Annotated in this window: 16 protein-coding genes; 10 read left to right on the top strand and 6 right to left on the bottom strand. The window is 38.0% G+C overall.

Features of this window, described 5'->3' with window-relative positions:
• Positions 1–179: 179 nt before the first annotated feature.
• The gene (gene asnB, locus K5S59_RS25935) at positions 180–2,027 is read right to left on the bottom strand and encodes an asparagine synthase (glutamine-hydrolyzing) (RefSeq protein ID WP_000333989.1); all 1,848 of its coding nucleotides are present in this window, start codon (positions 2,025–2,027) and stop codon (positions 180–182) included.
• A 239-nt stretch (positions 2,028–2,266) separates the two neighbouring features.
• On the opposite strand from asnB, the gene K5S59_RS25930 reads away from it, so the two are divergent.
• Positions 2,267–2,821 carry a DUF2777 domain-containing protein gene (locus tag K5S59_RS25930; RefSeq protein ID WP_000616067.1) on the top strand — a complete coding sequence of 185 codons (555 nt, stop codon included), beginning with the start codon at positions 2,267–2,269 and terminating at the stop codon, positions 2,819–2,821.
• Positions 2,822–2,875: 54 nt separating this feature from the next.
• Here the strand turns inward: K5S59_RS25930 and K5S59_RS25925 are convergent, their stop codons facing one another.
• Positions 2,876–3,244 carry a YisL family protein gene (locus K5S59_RS25925; RefSeq protein ID WP_000233499.1) on the bottom strand — a complete coding sequence of 123 codons (369 nt, stop codon included), beginning with the start codon at positions 3,242–3,244 and terminating at the stop codon, positions 2,876–2,878.
• 150 nt (positions 3,245–3,394) lie between these two features.
• Between K5S59_RS25925 and rocD the strand changes: the two genes are divergently transcribed.
• On the top strand, positions 3,395–4,585 hold the full coding sequence (gene rocD / locus K5S59_RS25920) for an ornithine aminotransferase (protein WP_000616654.1): 1,191 nt from the start codon (positions 3,395–3,397) through the stop codon (positions 4,583–4,585).
• Positions 4,586–4,694: 109 nt separating this feature from the next.
• Positions 4,695–4,979: a hypothetical protein gene (locus tag K5S59_RS25915; RefSeq protein ID WP_076535967.1), complete on the top strand. Its 285-nt coding sequence runs from the start codon at positions 4,695–4,697 to the stop codon at positions 4,977–4,979.
• A gap of 33 nt (positions 4,980–5,012) precedes the next feature.
• Here the strand turns inward: K5S59_RS25915 and K5S59_RS25910 are convergent, their stop codons facing one another.
• A complete protein-coding gene (locus K5S59_RS25910) occupies positions 5,013–5,912 on the bottom strand; it encodes a fumarylacetoacetate hydrolase family protein (protein ID WP_001213066.1) in 900 nt (299 codons plus the stop codon).
• Positions 5,913–6,158: 246 nt separating this feature from the next.
• Between K5S59_RS25910 and K5S59_RS25905 the strand changes: the two genes are divergently transcribed.
• The 7 genes from K5S59_RS25905 (at position 6,159) to gerPF (ending at position 8,421) form a co-directional block, all read left to right on the top strand.
• A complete protein-coding gene (locus K5S59_RS25905; protein WP_098258255.1) occupies positions 6,159–6,338 on the top strand; it encodes an aspartyl-phosphate phosphatase Spo0E family protein in 180 nt (59 codons plus the stop codon).
• Positions 6,339–6,434: 96 nt separating this feature from the next.
• A complete protein-coding gene (gene gerPA, locus K5S59_RS25900) occupies positions 6,435–6,656 on the top strand; it encodes a spore germination protein GerPA (protein WP_001111188.1) in 222 nt (73 codons plus the stop codon).
• A gap of 14 nt (positions 6,657–6,670) precedes the next feature.
• Complete coding sequence (gerPB, locus tag K5S59_RS25895; RefSeq protein ID WP_001012508.1) at positions 6,671–6,877, top strand: spore germination protein GerPB; 207 nt, start codon at positions 6,671–6,673, stop codon at positions 6,875–6,877.
• A gap of 68 nt (positions 6,878–6,945) precedes the next feature.
• The gene (gene gerPC, locus K5S59_RS25890; RefSeq protein WP_001070752.1) at positions 6,946–7,560 is read left to right on the top strand and encodes a spore germination protein GerPC; all 615 of its coding nucleotides are present in this window, start codon (positions 6,946–6,948) and stop codon (positions 7,558–7,560) included.
• Between the two features lie 6 nt (positions 7,561–7,566).
• The gene (gerPD, locus tag K5S59_RS25885) at positions 7,567–7,761 is read left to right on the top strand and encodes a spore germination protein GerPD (protein ID WP_001102342.1); all 195 of its coding nucleotides are present in this window, start codon (positions 7,567–7,569) and stop codon (positions 7,759–7,761) included.
• Positions 7,762–7,776: 15 nt separating this feature from the next.
• Positions 7,777–8,163 (top strand): spore germination protein GerPE, encoded by a 387-nt coding sequence (locus K5S59_RS25880; RefSeq protein WP_000902318.1) that lies wholly within the window; start codon positions 7,777–7,779, stop codon positions 8,161–8,163.
• A 42-nt stretch (positions 8,164–8,205) separates the two neighbouring features.
• The gene (gene gerPF, locus K5S59_RS25875; RefSeq protein WP_001141566.1) at positions 8,206–8,421 is read left to right on the top strand and encodes a spore germination protein GerPF; all 216 of its coding nucleotides are present in this window, start codon (positions 8,206–8,208) and stop codon (positions 8,419–8,421) included.
• A 47-nt stretch (positions 8,422–8,468) separates the two neighbouring features.
• On the opposite strand, the gene K5S59_RS25870 is transcribed toward gerPF, so the two are convergent.
• From K5S59_RS25870 to addB, 3 genes are read right to left on the bottom strand one after another with little or no spacing between them, the layout of a single operon-like run.
• Positions 8,469–8,756: an RNA polymerase alpha subunit C-terminal domain-containing protein gene (locus tag K5S59_RS25870; RefSeq protein ID WP_098258256.1), complete on the bottom strand. Its 288-nt coding sequence runs from the start codon at positions 8,754–8,756 to the stop codon at positions 8,469–8,471.
• A 12-nt stretch (positions 8,757–8,768) separates the two neighbouring features.
• Positions 8,769–12,494: a helicase-exonuclease AddAB subunit AddA gene (gene addA, locus K5S59_RS25865; protein ID WP_120449683.1), complete on the bottom strand. Its 3,726-nt coding sequence runs from the start codon at positions 12,492–12,494 to the stop codon at positions 8,769–8,771.
• A complete protein-coding gene (gene addB, locus K5S59_RS25860; protein ID WP_000058566.1) occupies positions 12,491–16,006 on the bottom strand; it encodes a helicase-exonuclease AddAB subunit AddB in 3,516 nt (1,171 codons plus the stop codon). Before addB ends, addA begins: the two co-directional genes overlap by 4 nt.
• Between the last annotated feature and the right edge of the window lie 110 nt (positions 16,007–16,116).

Here is a 16,116-nt window from a genome sequence, read left to right as displayed (position 1 = left end):
CATTAAAGCGGGATAAATGAGAATCTTTTTCAAGAACATTTATTTCCAATTATAACAACTAATAATAAGTACGTCAAAATAATTATTCTAAATAAGTATTCTTTCTAATATGATTTTGAATTTTATATGACAATTTATTTAATAAAAAGCGACTTACATAAAAGTAAGTCGCTTTTCTTCTATTCTTTAATATTTACCCCATATTCTTTAAACCAAACGTGAATTTGCGCTAAGTGAGCTAAAAGTTGCGGCCCAGTCATTAATTGACCGAACCAAGGCGATTGAAATGCACTACCGCCTGACTCAATTAATCCGCTCAGCTGTTCTTTATCAAATAGTTCGTGCAAAATTGAGCCTTTATCCGTTAATAAATTTTGTAGCCATACTGTTACTGCTTTCGTATAGTGCGGATTATGCGTTTTCGGATATGGGCTCTTCTTTCTATATAAGATGTCATTTGGAAGTAACCCTTCTAACGCTTTGCGCAATAGACCTTTTTCGCGGTTTTTATACATTTTCATTTCCCAAGGAATATTCCACGCATATTCGACAAGTCGGTGATCCGCAAATGGAACACGTACTTCTAAACTTGCCCCCATACTCATACGGTCTTTTCTGTCTAATAATGTTGTCATAAACCATACCATATTCAAGTAAAATAATTGTCGTCTCTTTGCTTCAATTGGGCTTTCTCCCTCTAAAACAGGAACTTCTTGAATAGATTCTTCATAACGCTGCTGTACATATTGTTGTAAATTTAATTTATTTCTCCATTCTTTCTTTAGCAGTTGTTCACGTGCTTCTGTAGAGCGCATCCACGGAAATGCACTCGATTGCAAATCATCTTCTCTATAAAACCACGGATAACCACCAAATATTTCGTCTGCACATTCCCCAGATAAACCGACGACAAAATCTTGTTTAATTTCACGACAAAACCATAATAATGACGAATCGATATCTGCCATACCAGGCAAATCACGAACGAGTACTGCTTCTGTTAAATACTGTGCTAATTGTTCATTTGAAATGACGCAGCGATGATGGATTGTTTGAAACGTCTCCGTCATCAAATGAATAAATGGCGCATCTGAATTAGGCTGAAACGCATTCGCTTTAAAGTATTTGTCATTATCTTCATAATCAACAGAATATGTGTGTAATTGCCCTTTTCCTGACCTTGCATATTCTTTCGCAGCAATTGCTGTAATAGCGCTCGAATCTACACCGCCTGATAGAAAAGTACATAGTGGTACATCAGAAACGAGCTGCCTTGTAATCGCATCTTGTAATAAAAAGCGTGTTTTCTCTACTGTTTCTTCAAAGGAGTCTTCATGTTTTTTGCTTTCCACATTCCAATATCTCCATATACATAAACCGTTCTTTGAAAATGTCATCGCATGCCCTGGACGTAATTCTTTTATACCAGCATAAATGCCATGACCAGGTGTTCTAGACGGCCCAAGACCGAATATTTCGGATAATCCTTCTAACGTTACTTCCGCCTTCACATCTGGATGCGCTAATATCGCTTTTAACTCTGAACCAAATAGTAATCGCCCACTATCATATTTATAAAATAGCGGTTTTACACCTAGTCGATCTCGCGCAATAAATACTTGTTCTTTCTGTTCATCCCATACGGCAAACGCATATATACCGTTTAAATGATCGACACATTCTTCTTTCCATTCAATATAAGACGCTAATAGTACTTCCGTATCAGAATGACCTTTGAACGTATATCCTCTTCTTAATAGTTCCTTTCGAATATCTTCCGTGTTATACAGTTCACCGTTATAGCAAATTGCATAATTCGTTTCATCTTTTAAACAAGTCATCGGTTGTTTCCCGCCCTCAGGGTCAACAACGATTAACCGTTTGTGCCCAAATGCGACATTGCCTTTAATCCAAACTTTATTATCATCTGGGCCACGCTTCGCTAACGTCTCAGCCATCTTCGTAACGACGTCCCGTTCTCCTTCTAATGAGCGTTTATAATCCACCCATCCTGTAATCCCGCACATATAAATCATCCTTCCATCTTATTTCTTTTCTTGAACGTGCAGTAATCCCCACCCTAAGGGGTGCGGATCAAAAAATGAAAAACTTGACGATAACCTACTATCCACATACTGAATAGCATTTTCACTCAGTAAAACGTGTTTTATTGTATGCCCACCTATGTCTAGATGTGTCTAGTTATAAAGAATGCACGAACTGTCTATAACAGAAATAACTACTTTTCATAAAGGAGAAATCGTGTATGATACAACGTAACCATATTTTATATAACCAGCCTCGCGCTCATACAGTCGGTAATGTAGAATATATAAACAATGAATGGGTATTCTTTGATGATGAAAATGATGAAGCATTTTTATTAGAAGATATTGCCGAAGATGGCTTTGAGATTTTATATAACAACAACTGGCTACCAGCTCGTTTCTATGAACAAGATGTATTACAAATCGCCAACGAACAGCACCATTTGCAAAACGGGGAAATGATACGAATTCGAAAGAAATTACTTCTCAGCTATACGGAATGGCTCGAAGAATTACCTGACTCTGTCTTTACGTTATTAAGCGAATCATTGCAATCCCTTCATTACTCTTTATATGATTGCATGTATTGTCATAATTATTTATCTTTCTTACCGAAAGAGGAAGCATGCGAAGGAGTAAATATTCTTTTGTTTGATAACGAAGAAATGATTTGTACACTACAGCACCATTTCGTTCGTCACGCTACGTCAAATAAAAACATGTTCCGTTTTACGAAAGTAAACGGAGAAGAGTTGCATATCGATGCAACATAAAAATAAAAACCACCTTATCTCCCAAACATTTGAGATTATAAGGTGGTTTTATTTTTATTTGAATACGTACCAGCCAAGTGGTAATTTTAGTCCTAAGTATATTACCGCTACTAACGCAACAATAAATAAGCCCCAAACCGCCCCTGTTGGTTTGTTTTTGCTCATTTTTACAAGAACCATTTCCATTCCGCCGATAACCAAAATACCAGCTAACATTTTCATGCCGTACCACATGTGCATGCTACCTGTTGCTGTCTTCACAATACTCATGTACAACATGAATCCTGTCACAATAATGATGATATACATTAGGCGAAGCCCCATATGTACACCTTTACCTTTTCTTCCTGCTGAATAAAGTGAATACGCAACGAAGAATAAAATTAAACCTAACGCCCATGCTGTAATATGCATATGTACCATCGTATCCCCTACCTCCTCTTTTCACACTTTTTCACTCTATATGATAACATGTTCATTTATTTTCAGGAAATGTTTCGCTTTTTTACATTTAAATGATATAATATTTAGAGTATTTACAAACTTCTTGTAATAACAAAAGGGGGAACAATCATGATTCAAACTAAGGATATTATCGAACTTACAGACACATACGGGGCAAATAACTATCACCCACTTCCAATCGTTATTTCTAAAGCAGAAGGCGTTTGGGTAGAAGATCCTGAAGGAAACCGCTATATGGACTTATTAAGTGCATATTCTGCAGTAAACCAAGGTCATCGTCACCCAAAAATTATTAACGCTTTAATTGACCAAGCTAATCGTGTTACGCTAACTTCTCGTGCTTTCCATAGCGATCAATTAGGTCCTTGGTACGAAAAAGTTGCGAAACTAACTAATAAAGAAATGGTACTTCCAATGAATACAGGTGCAGAAGCTGTTGAAACTGCAATTAAAACAGCTCGCCGCTGGGCTTATGATGTGAAGAAAGTAGAAGCAAACCGTGCTGAAATTATCGTTTGTGAAGATAACTTCCACGGCCGTACGATGGGTGCTGTTTCTATGTCTTCAAACGAAGAATACAAGCGTGGATTCGGTCCGATGCTTCCTGGTATTATCGTAATTCCTTACGGTGATTTAGAAGCGTTAAAAGCTGCTATTACACCAAATACAGCTGCATTCATTTTAGAGCCAATCCAAGGTGAAGCAGGAATTAACATCCCACCAGCTGGTTACTTAAAAGAAGCTCTTGAAGTATGTAAAAAAGAAAACGTTTTATTTGTAGCAGATGAAATCCAAACTGGTTTAGGCCGTACTGGTAAAGTATTTGCTTGTGACTGGGACAATGTAACTCCTGACATGTACATACTTGGTAAAGCACTTGGCGGCGGCGTATTCCCAATCTCTTGCGTAGCAGCAAACCGCGACATTTTAGGCGTATTCGAGCCAGGTTCTCACGGTTCTACATTCGGTGGCAACCCACTTGCATGTGCTGTTTCTATCGCAGCTCTTGAAGTGTTAGAAGAAGAAAAATTAACAGAGCGTTCTCTTCAATTAGGTGAAAAATTAGTTGGGCAATTAAAAGAAATTGATAACCCAATGATCACTGAAGTTCGCGGTAAAGGCTTATTCATCGGTATCGAATTAAACGAGCCAGCGCGTCCTTACTGTGAACAACTAAAAGCAGCTGGTCTATTATGTAAAGAAACACATGAAAATGTAATTCGTATCGCACCACCTCTAGTAATCTCTGAAGAAGATTTAGAGTGGGCATTCCAAAAAATTAAAGCGGTATTATCGTAATAATAGAGAGGTTGTCCTACATGTTGGGACAACCTCTTTCTTTTTATATTGATTTATACTAAAATAAAATTGTAATTTTCTGTATTTTATTTTAGAAAGCAGGTGCGATATGTTATTAAGGTATGGTAAACATATTAACTATTTGGCTACATCTTTTATTTTAGTTACATTCTTTGGCTTCCTCTTTTCCGTAACATTGCTTAGTCACTACTCAACTTCTACTACATTCACACTACTGAAAGCATCATTTTGGACTGCTGTTATTCTTACTATCATTGGTTTTGGACGAGAAAAAAGTGCACTTACGGTTATACTATTTGGCATTTGTACACTTGCATTCATTGGTCTTTACACTTTTTCGGTTATCGATTACCTCTATCACCCAAGGCCATAAAAAAGAGCTATCTTCGATAAGATAGCTCTTTTTTCATTTCACTACATTTCGCAAAGTACCAATTCCTTCTACTGTGATGACAACTTCATCACCAGCATGCAAAAACTTCGGTGGTGTGAAACCTTTGCCGACTCCAGCCGGCGTTCCTGTTGCGATAATATCTCCTGGTTCTAACGTCATACCTTTACTTATCGTTGAAATAATTTCTTCTAGTGAAAAAATCATTTTATTTGTATTTGAAGTTTGTCTTATCTCTCCATTTACTACCGTTTCAATGTGTAACGCATTTGGCGTTTCAACCATTGATTTATGAATTAAATACGGTCCCATCGGACAAAATGTATCGAAACTTTTTCCAAGGAAAAATTGTTTATGCTTCCTTTGAATGTCGCGAGCAGTTATGTCATTTATAATGGTGTAACCAAAAACATGCTCAAGCGCTTTTTCTTTTTTTATTTGTTTCCCTCGCTTACCGATGATGATAGCTAGTTCGCCTTCATAGTCTAGTTCATTCGTTGCGTGGGGATGACTATTAATTTTTTCATCCATTCCAATAACTGTCGTTGGCGCTTTCGTGAAGATCATTATATTTTCTGGAATTGACTCTTCTCCGCCCATTTCTATCGCATGCTCACGATAATTTTTTCCAACGCACAAAATATTCTTCCTTGGCCTTGGAATTGGTGCTAATATTTTCACCTCAGTTAACGGGTAATACGCCGTTCCTTCATTTTCCTTTGCCCAATTTACAATATCACATATTTTTTCAAAACATTCGGTTCCTCTTTCAATACACTCTAACATTGTGATTGGAACCGTAACCTTTTCCCCTTTTTGCCTTTGCGCTTCTCTTAAGTGCAATACCTTCTCTTCCTCTTCATCCACAATACCTACAAATACCTTTTCATCTTTTTTCGCCGTTACAAAACGCAATATTTCCACTCTCCATCCTAAAACTCATACCCTTTAATTGTATTCGCATCCGTAAGAAAAAAACCTTCTCATACACGCTAATTTTTACAATATTCTTCTCATAGCCTATTCGTTACTCCTATGCATTTGGCATAAAATGTAGAAATTTTACTTTTTTTAGCGAAGGCATTTCTTTTTTATGTTTTTTTTGTATAATATGTACTACATATATACTAAAAATTTCATTTAGAGATGGAGCCGATTTCAATGTTTGAGCAAGCGATTGAAAAAAAACGTGAAAAAATGATTTATTTTGCTGAACGCTATGGAATGACTTCTCAAAAAACAGTGGATTGTAGCCAAGAACTGGACAAGCTCTTAAATGTAATTTGGCATGTACATACGGATTTTCACCCTAATCAAACACTCGAAACACACACGCAATAACGTGTGTGTTTCTTTTATTTCAAAAAAACACACATTTTATTGAAAACGCCCATACAATAGTAGAAAAGAAAATTTTAAAAACGAAAGGTGTTTTGTATGCCAGCTATGGTCGGACATATTCGTATCGTCAATATTGGATCAAGTGGTATTTTTCATATTGGAGATGTATTTGCGATTAGGCCTATTAGTTATTCACGCGCTTTCGCTGGGGCCGGCTCTTTTAATGTTGGAGATAACGTTTCTGTCTACAATTATCAAAGTGCAACGACTGTTAATGATTCAGATGTCGTTGATCAAGCGATAATTGGTTCAACTTAAAGGGGGCGATTGTATTGAATTTTTATGTAAACCAAAGCATCATCATTAACAGCATTAAAATTGATAGCATTACAACCTCTTCTGTATTTCAAATTGGTACTGCTGGAAGTATTAAAGCTCTATCTAAATTCTCGAATACTGGCGGATTTACAGAGCCCCTCCGTCCATTGCAGGCGAAAGGACAAATTATTTCTATCAAACCATCAACTAGTTCTTCTTAAGACATCCTTGTCATAAATATATAGCAGGAATGTATTTACCCTCCCTATTGAAAAGGAGGTTTCACAAAATGAATCAAGATATATATACTTACTTACACCAACTTCAACAAGCTCTTCAAATACAACAAGCATCCATCCTGAATTTAGAGGATCAAGTGCGCCAACTACAAGAAGAGCTTAACGAATTAAAAAATCGCCCCTCCTCTTCTGTAGGAAAAGTGGAATACAAATTCGATCAATTAAAAGTAGAAAATTTAAATGGTACTTTAAATATTGGTTTAAACCCATTTTCAGCAAAAGGGCAACAAATCGAGGATTTTCAAGTTGATACAGAAACTTTGAAGGTCAATCCTGAAACTGAAACAAACCCAGACTTTTACCAAGGCATCCTTCAAGAAATGCATCGTTACTTAGATGAAGAAGCATATAGCCGAATTCTCCATTTTGAACAAGAAGAGAGAACGCCGCTCGATGAAATGTATCGACAAATGATGGTGGATGACATAAAAAAACAAATGGAGCATAGACTTCCTTATTATTTATCACAAGCGCAGTCATATGAAGGGATTTCAACAGATCCAGATTACTTACGAGATATCATTATTCAAGCAATGAAACAAGATATTGACAAAGCCTTCCTCTCTTTTATTCAACACATACCGGGCAATTTCCGAAAGGAGTAAGTATGTATGAATGTTAACGTTGTAAATCGTGAATTGAAAGTCGGACAGATTAAAATGAACGGTGTATCGTCGTCCGCACTCTTTTTAATTGGAGATGCAAATCTCCTCATACTATCTTCTATTCTTGATACACCATTTGAAACTGTTACAGAGGGTCCGTTTGTACCGTTAGTTACAGATGTCCCTCCTACTCCAGGTTAAGGAGACTGAGAAATTATGTTACATCATGTATCTATTGTCGAAAATGTTTCTATTATTTCTTTAGGTATTGCTGCCGTATTTCAAGTTGGAGACGCAAATCAAATGGAATTAAAAAGTAGAGCTCTTGCCGTCCATAGGGAAATTCCTTGTTATATAAAAGGCGAAGGTCGCTTAGATGCATTTGAAATATTTACAGATGAACATGTCACAATCCCAAAACGAACGACAGATGTAAAATTAAACATTGTAAATGAATGTCCTTTTATTGAAGTGAATAACGTTGAATTGCGCACACTTTTAAACTCTGGTGGATTTCAAATTGGAAATGTTGATTATGTTTTTAATAACTCTCGTATTATGCAAATTCGCCAATATATTACGGATGAACCTTCCGCTCAATAATTCATATAGTAATTACAAAGTTTAGTAAAGTAGGTGGATGGTATGCCTTCTGTTGTTGGAAATCTCGTCGTTCAAAACAGTAATGGTTCTTTCAATTTAGGAGATTTTTATAACGTGTCTCCGAAAGAAAATACGAAAGCTTATAATGGTTCCGGAGCTTCCAATGTTGGATTTGTCGTGAATACGTTTAACGGTGTTAGTGCAACAAATACGTTTGATTCTGATGTGGCCGATCAAGATCAAATTGGAACAGCGTAAAAAAAGTAGGAGAATATCTCCTACTTTTTTCTTATTACAATTTCATTTTATTTAAACGATAACCCAGCTTCCTCCAAAGCCTTTCTAAGCTTCGGCATAGACGCAGGTCCCATACCATGCAGTTTTAAAATTTCTTTTTCACTATACTTTGATAGTTCTTCTATCGTGTGAATTCCATGGTGCTCTAGCGCATTTCGTGCTGGTGATGAAAGAAGTGAAAGAAATCCTGTTTTTGGTTTCTTTTCTTTCTCACAAGTTGGGCAAGTTGGACAATCGCTACTTTTGTAGTATTCATGTCCTTTTTCACACGTTCTTAACGTTTTTTCCGTCACCATTTTCAAATCCCTCTATTCTTCAATTTTTACAACATGGTTGCCATCAAAGAAGTATAAGCATTTCTCTTTCACAGGATGTTGCAAGCTTTTTTCAAGTGCCTTTGCATACAACGAAAGCTGCACTTTGTATCGATCTTCTAAAATCGGTTTCGCTTGATCGAATCCGCCTGGGAACTTCCCTTCAATCGTATCTGTTTTAAAGTCGATTAAAGTGATACCGTCTTCCTCTTCAATTATGCAGTCGATAACCCCTTGGACAAGAATTGATTCCCCACTCTGTCCTTGCCAATCTTGATATGCTTCTTCTGCTGCAAGCATCATCGTAAATGGTACTTCACGCTCAACGCTTTTCGCCGCTAATACTCTTTTACCTAGATCACTGTCAAAGAATGAAATGACTTTTTCGATTGCTATTTCTTCGGCTTGTTCGAATGTTAACAGTTCTTTATTAACCATGCCACTAATTTGCTCCCGAATCACTTCTTCTGTAATCGGCTTCTTCAAATCAACATGTTGCATGACAGCATGAACTGCCGTACCTCTTTCAGCGTATGTTAATCCTTTTTTCTCCATAAAACGAGGACGTGTTTTAATTGGCGCACGCATTTTTTTAATAAAAGCGTTATCGCTACCTTCTTCAGATTGATAATTTCTCTTTATTTCCGTAACAGATTGTTTCGCGCGGTGAGATGTTGCTTCATCATATCCGTACTTCCACATTAATCTATCGTACACTTCTTCTTTTCGTTCACTTTGCAGGGGAACAGCTTTTTTCTCACGAAGTGCTTCTAGTAATTCTTGTTTCTCTTCTTGAACCGGTTCTGGCGCAAGTAACGTGCTACCGTCTACAACTTCGACTTTCCAGCTCGTGTCATAGTCATAAATTTCACCCGGAATACTACCTTGTCCTAATTCAAGAAGCATTTCACTATCACGATGTCTATATAATGAAGGTGCAATCCAGTCTAAATAACAAGACGCTCCGGCACGTATATGATCTGGTAATAACCATTCACTATGCTCCCTTGCATCAAGCCATTTTTCCATTTCCTTATTTGCATCCTTAACCGTTCCGATTAAAATTAACTTCTCTTTTGCACGTGTTAACGCTACGTATAATACGCGCATTTCTTCCGCGATTAATTCCATTTTCATTTTACGCTTAATTGCTAGTTGCGATAATGTCGTATATTTAATTCGTTTACGAGGATCGATAAATTGCGAACCGAAACCGAAGTCTTTATGAAGTAAGAAGCGTTTCATTAAGTCCTGTGTATTAAAACGACGACCAAGTCCCGCTACGAATACAACTGGGAACTCTAATCCTTTACTTTTATGAATCGTCATAATACGAACGACATCTTCTTGTTCACCTAAAGCTCTCGCCGTCCCCATATCGTCACCACGTTCTAAAATACGCTCAATAAAGCGTAAGAAGCGGAATAATCCTCTAAACGATGTTGCTTCATATTGTCTTGCGCGGTCATAAAGTACACGCAGGTTTGCTTGCCTTTGCTTTCCGGCTGGTAAACCGCCAACAAAGTCGTAATAACCTGTCTCACCGTACACTTTCCAAATCAAATCAGAAAGAGACTGTTGACGCGCAAATTCACGCCATCCTTGCAGTAAGTTATAGAACCACTCTAATTTATCATGTAGTTCTTGTTCTTCCTCAAGCGGTGCCCCTTTTAAGAATGAGCTCATCACTTCATAAAACGAACCTTTCTTCCCATGAGCACGAAGCGTCGCAAGTTCTTCATCATTTAATCCAACGATTGGTGAACGAAGCACTGCGGCAAGTGGAATATCTTGCATCGGATTATCGATTACGCGGAATACGTTCATCATAATATTTACTTCTGTCGCTTCAAAGTAACCAGTCGCAAGATCAGCGTATACTGGAATTCCTTGCAATTTTAACTCTTCCATAATTTGCGGCGCCCACGGCATAGAGCGAAGTAAAATAACGAAGTCGCGGTATTGTACAGGGCGCATACTATCCGTTTTACGATCATACACTTCATAACCTGAATCAACCATCGCTTTAATGCGCTGCGCCATAAGACGAGCTTCAAGTTGCGCTTTTTCTACTTCTGCACCTTCTTCACCGTCTTGCACTTCTTCTTCCGTTTGCTGAATGCATAGTAGTTCTGCCGCTACATCTTCACCTTCTGGATAGCTAGCACCTAACTTTAATTCAGCGTCTGCATCATAGTCGATTTCTCCGACTTCTTCACCCATAATTTGTTTAAAAATAAAGTTCGTACCTGCTAACACTTCATGACGACTACGGAAGTTTTTCGCTAAATCAATTTTCATTCCGCCGCCCAATCCTTCTTGTGTGAAGCGTTTATACTTTCCTAGGAATAAACCTGGTTCTGCTAGTCGGAAACGATAAATCGACTGTTTTACGTCCCCTACCATGAACAAGTTTCCTTCACTCTCAGAATCTTTCGTTACAAATTTAATAATGGATTCCTGTACGAAGTTCGTATCTTGATATTCATCGACTAATACTTCAGCAAATTTATTGCGATATTGGAGCGCTACTGCTGATGGCTTCATCTCACCATTTTCACTTTGTTCACTTAAAATTTGTAAACAGAAATGCTCTAAATCTGTGAAATCGACCATTCCTTTATCTCGTTTCATCGCTTGGAAACGCTCTGTAAATACTTTTACAAGTTGAACAAGCTTTTCTAATACAGGATGCATATCTTGAAAATCTCGTAAGAAACTTTCAGGTTTGCGGCTAAATAACTCTTCTTGTAATTTCTTCACTTCATCTTTCGCTTTATTACGAAGAGAGTCTACTTGTTTTACAACATCTTCGTTGTAATCACTTTTCTTAATACGCTTTAATGTTTGCCACGATACGTTTTGCATCGCTTCGTACACACTTGTCCATGACTCACGAGCAGCTGACGATAACGTTCCGAGTAAAACTGCATCAGCTTGCAAGGTTTCAACGCGAGGCGCCGGGCCGTCAGGAAGCATTGCGAGTTCGGTTGCTTTACGAATATGCTGTTCTGCTGTTTCAAGCTGGAATTTCACATCTTCTAATAAGTAAGAAGCATACACTAGATCTTCAATTGTCTTTCCTTCTACGTCGTATGCTTCTACTAATTTATCGAGCCATTTTTCCGGATTTGGATGCGCTCTTGATTCTGTATGAAGTGCTAAAATCATACGCTGTAAGTCATCATCACTACGATCACTCGTATAACGATCAACGAGTTCAAAGAATATCGTATTATCTTCAATTCCATACTCTGCTTCTAATATGTCGTCTAATACTTCTTCTTTTAATAATTCGTTTTCTGTTTGATTCGCAATGCGAAAACGAGGATCAACATCAAGCATGTAGTAGTATCCTCTAATTACTTGTAAACAAAAGGAGTGAATCGTTGAAATAGAAGCTTTATTTAATAAGCTAAGTTGCTTTCTTACGTGCTGCGACCCTGGCTCATCAATTAATACTTTTTCTAACGCTTCCCCAATTCTGTTTTTCATCTCTTGCGCCGCTGCATTCGTAAATGTTACAACGAGCAGGCGGTCGACATCGACTGGATTTTCTTCACTTATAATCTTTTTAATAATACGTTCAACTAATACTGCTGTTTTCCCTGATCCAGCTGCTGCTGCGACTAAAATATCACGTCCGTTCGCTACAACCGCTTTCCACTGGTCATCTGTCCACTGACTACCTTCTGGTTTTTTAGGCCAATTTTCAATCATTCTCCGCCAACCTCCTCTCTAATTTTCTCCATCGCTTCGCTATCTTTCATATCTTTTAGCGTACGGAATTGATTATCTTCAAGTGATTCATCGAACTGACAAACAGATTTGAAGTTACAGAACGTACATGCCGCTTTATTCCCCTTTTTGTAAGGAGCAATATCGATAACGCCTTCTGTAATGTCTTTTCCGATATTTTCAAACGTATGGTGTACGTATTTTTGCAATACGTTAAACTCTTGTTCACTTGCAATGCTCGAACGCGCACTAAAGCTACCGTCTTTTTTCAGGCCAGCAGAAATAATATCAGAGCTTCCTGTTGAAAGTTTATTATCCATTAAACGAACAACATCAGCATCGCCTAGCACGAGTCCTTTCATTTTAAATTTCTTTAAAATTTCTTTTTCGATTTCTGCTTCAGATGCGTCACCTTTCATCTCAACGATTGGGTTATGAATATGGAAGTACAGTACACCAGCCGGTGATGCAGTGCCGCCTTTTTTCATCCACGTATGTGCATTTGAAGTAACAACATCTAAATACGTTAACATTTGAAGTGCTAATCCGTAATACACTTCCGTTAAGTCTAACGCTTTTGAGCTTGATTTATAGTCAATAATACGTAGGAACGTACCACTTTCATCTTCTGCCTTATCAACACGGTCAATACGGCCAACTACTTCCATCTTCACACCATTTGGTAATGAGAATTCCATCGGTGGAAGAGATCCTGTACCACCCATACCGAATGGCACTTCTAAATCAACTGGTACGAAACCACTTGATTTCGCGTGCTCACGAAGAATGATTGACGTACGGAAAATGATTTGTTGTAGTTTTTGTTTTAAATAGAAATGACGGTTTGAACTTAATAAAATTTGTCTTTGTAATAACGGTGCAATCTCTTCTATTACTAAAACAGAAAGATGCTCACATTCTTTTATTGATAAATCCGCCCAAGTACGATTTTCACGTAATAGCCTGTCTGCAATTCTCTTCAGCGCTGCATGGAATAATTCCCCGATATCTGGCGCATCCAGTTTGAAAATATCACGCTCTCTTAATGATAAACCGTGCTGCGCGAAATGAGCATATGCGCAACGGTTAAATAGTTCCATACGAGAGACGCTTCCTTTTATTGTGTCTCCGTATAAATCTCTACTTACAACTGAACTTAGCTTTTGCGCACGATTTCGGTAGAATAAGCTTGATAATACGCGGCTACTTTTTTGCTTCCATTCATCTGAAGTAACGTAGAAATTATATACGTCCCACCAAAAGTCTAAATTCCCTTCAAATCCGTATCGCTTCCACGTTTGAAGTTGCTGCATTACATATGACAGCGTTACTTCTGGCGTTGCTACGTATGAAATTTGTTCCGAACGTGATAAATCATTTACGTCATTCGTAATAAATGTATCTTTCACATCAGGGAACATTCTTTTTATTTTCTTAATAAAGCTAGACGCAAGTAACGTCTTTCCTTCCTCATCTGCAAGCGGACAAGAAATATATAATTTCTCTGTCGCTCTCGTTACCATTTGGTACATAACGAACTGTTCTTCTAATAAAGTTTGTCTCGTCGTTGGTGCTAATTCGATACCTGCAGCACTAAGAACATCTCTTTCTTCATCAGAAAGCATACCTTCATCCATAGGTGCTGCTGGAATTACACCTTCATTCACGCCAATGACAAATGTTGCTTTCACATTTGATAATCTAGAACGATCAATATTCGCAATTAACACTTGGTCTAATGACGGCGGAATGTTTGCGAATTGAAGCGCCTCAAGCCCTGTCGACATAACGTCTGTGAACATAGAAAGTGACATTTTCTCTTCGCCAAGCATTTCAACGAACGTATCAAGAAGACTCATTACTTCTTCCCATACTTGCTCATGATCTGTCGCAAATAAGAAATCTCCGCTCTCTTCTGCACGAACACGTAATGCTTCTAGTTTTTTCGGAACATCAAGCTCTTCTAAAAATAAGTAAACAGCTTCGCACATTTGCATAACTGTTCCCGCACGTTTCAGCCTTTTTTGCATACGAATAACAGGCGTTCTTACAACGTCGCGCAGTCGATTTATTTTCTCTTCCATTTCACGTTCACTGTCTGTAATCATCCCGTCTGTATCGTCAAGAGAACGATAGCGGCGATACATCCATGGATCTTCAGACGTCCATCTCTTCCCTTGTACACCGTACGCTAAACAGTAGTTTTCAAACTCATCCATCTCTTCGCGCATCGTTTCTTTTCTTACGTCTAATGGATATAAAAGCTCTGTTTTCACGCAGCGAAACACTGCATCATAACGCCAATTCCCACTAATAATCTCTAGTGCAGAACGAATACATTCTACTAGCGGATGATGTGACATCGGGCGTTTTTCATCGATGAAGTGCGGGATATTATAATCTGTAAATAACGTTCGCATCACATCGTAATAACTTTCCCCATTACGAAGAAGAACCGCAATATCTCGGTAACGATAGTCTTCGTCCGCCACAAGTCTACGAATTTCACGAGCAACACCTTCTACTTCAGCTCGTAAATTCGCTGCTGTATGAATCGTTACACTTGCTTCCCCGTGAAACTTTTCATTTGGTCGTGCTTCATAATGCGTTTCTAAATGCGCTAATGCTTGCGAATGAAAACGTGGTTGTTCCATAAGCGGAATCGTTTTTTCAATTTCTATCTTCTCTTCACGTGCTACTTGTTTTATTTTTTCATACGTTAACGTCGTTTCATAAAATAAATCTAGTTCATTTACTGGCTGCGCTAACGTTTTTTCATCTATCGTTAACGTGATCGTAACTCTCGCTCCGCAAATCATAAGCTGTCTTACAATTTCTAGCTCTTGCGGTGAGAACGAATGAAATCCATCTATATAAATTTCAGCCCCATTTACATATTCAGATTGCGGAAGCTTTTCGACTAGCAATTGCAGGTAGTCTTCTGAATCTAAATATTTTCCGATTAAAGCACGTTCGAAATCATCATATAATAGTTGTAGATCATACACTTTATTCGCTAATAGCTTTTGTTCGGCACTGCTACTATGCGCATCTAATTGTTGCCACATTTCATATACGTTAGATGGCGTCACGTTGTAACGTTTAAACTCCGCAATCATACTACCAAGATGTTCAAAGAAACCGTTTTGCTCCGCTGCTTTTTGGAACACTGATAATCCATCTTTACGAGACTCTACAATTTTACGAAGTAGCATATGTACGCCTGCTTCATCAATGTGAAGACGACTCGCTCCGCCAACTTCTTGCAGCACCTTCCACGCTAACCGTGAAAAACTAAAAACTTGTGCCCGAATAGAACCTCTAACATCCTCACTACCAATTAACGCCTGCTGCGTTTGGAATGTCATCTGTTCTGGCACAAGATATAATATTGTTTCCCCTCTTGGGCGCTGCTTTAACTCTTCTTGCACTTCGTGTAAACAAAGTGTACTTTTTCCACTTCCCGCTCTACCAATCACAAATCGAAGTGACATGTAACCCCACCTTTCACTTACATAACGAACGTTAGTTTGCTACTATAATTGTATTATAGGACACGAAAAAAGACAAACGGAGTAGTTTGTCTTTTACTATACTTCTACCT

The organism is Bacillus sp. BML-BC051 (assembly GCF_019656175.1).
GTDB lineage: Bacteria > Bacillota > Bacilli > Bacillales > Bacillaceae_G > Bacillus_A > Bacillus_A mobilis.
The sequence above is the reverse complement of the archived record's forward strand: the minus strand, read 5'-3'. Positions and strand labels throughout refer to the sequence as shown.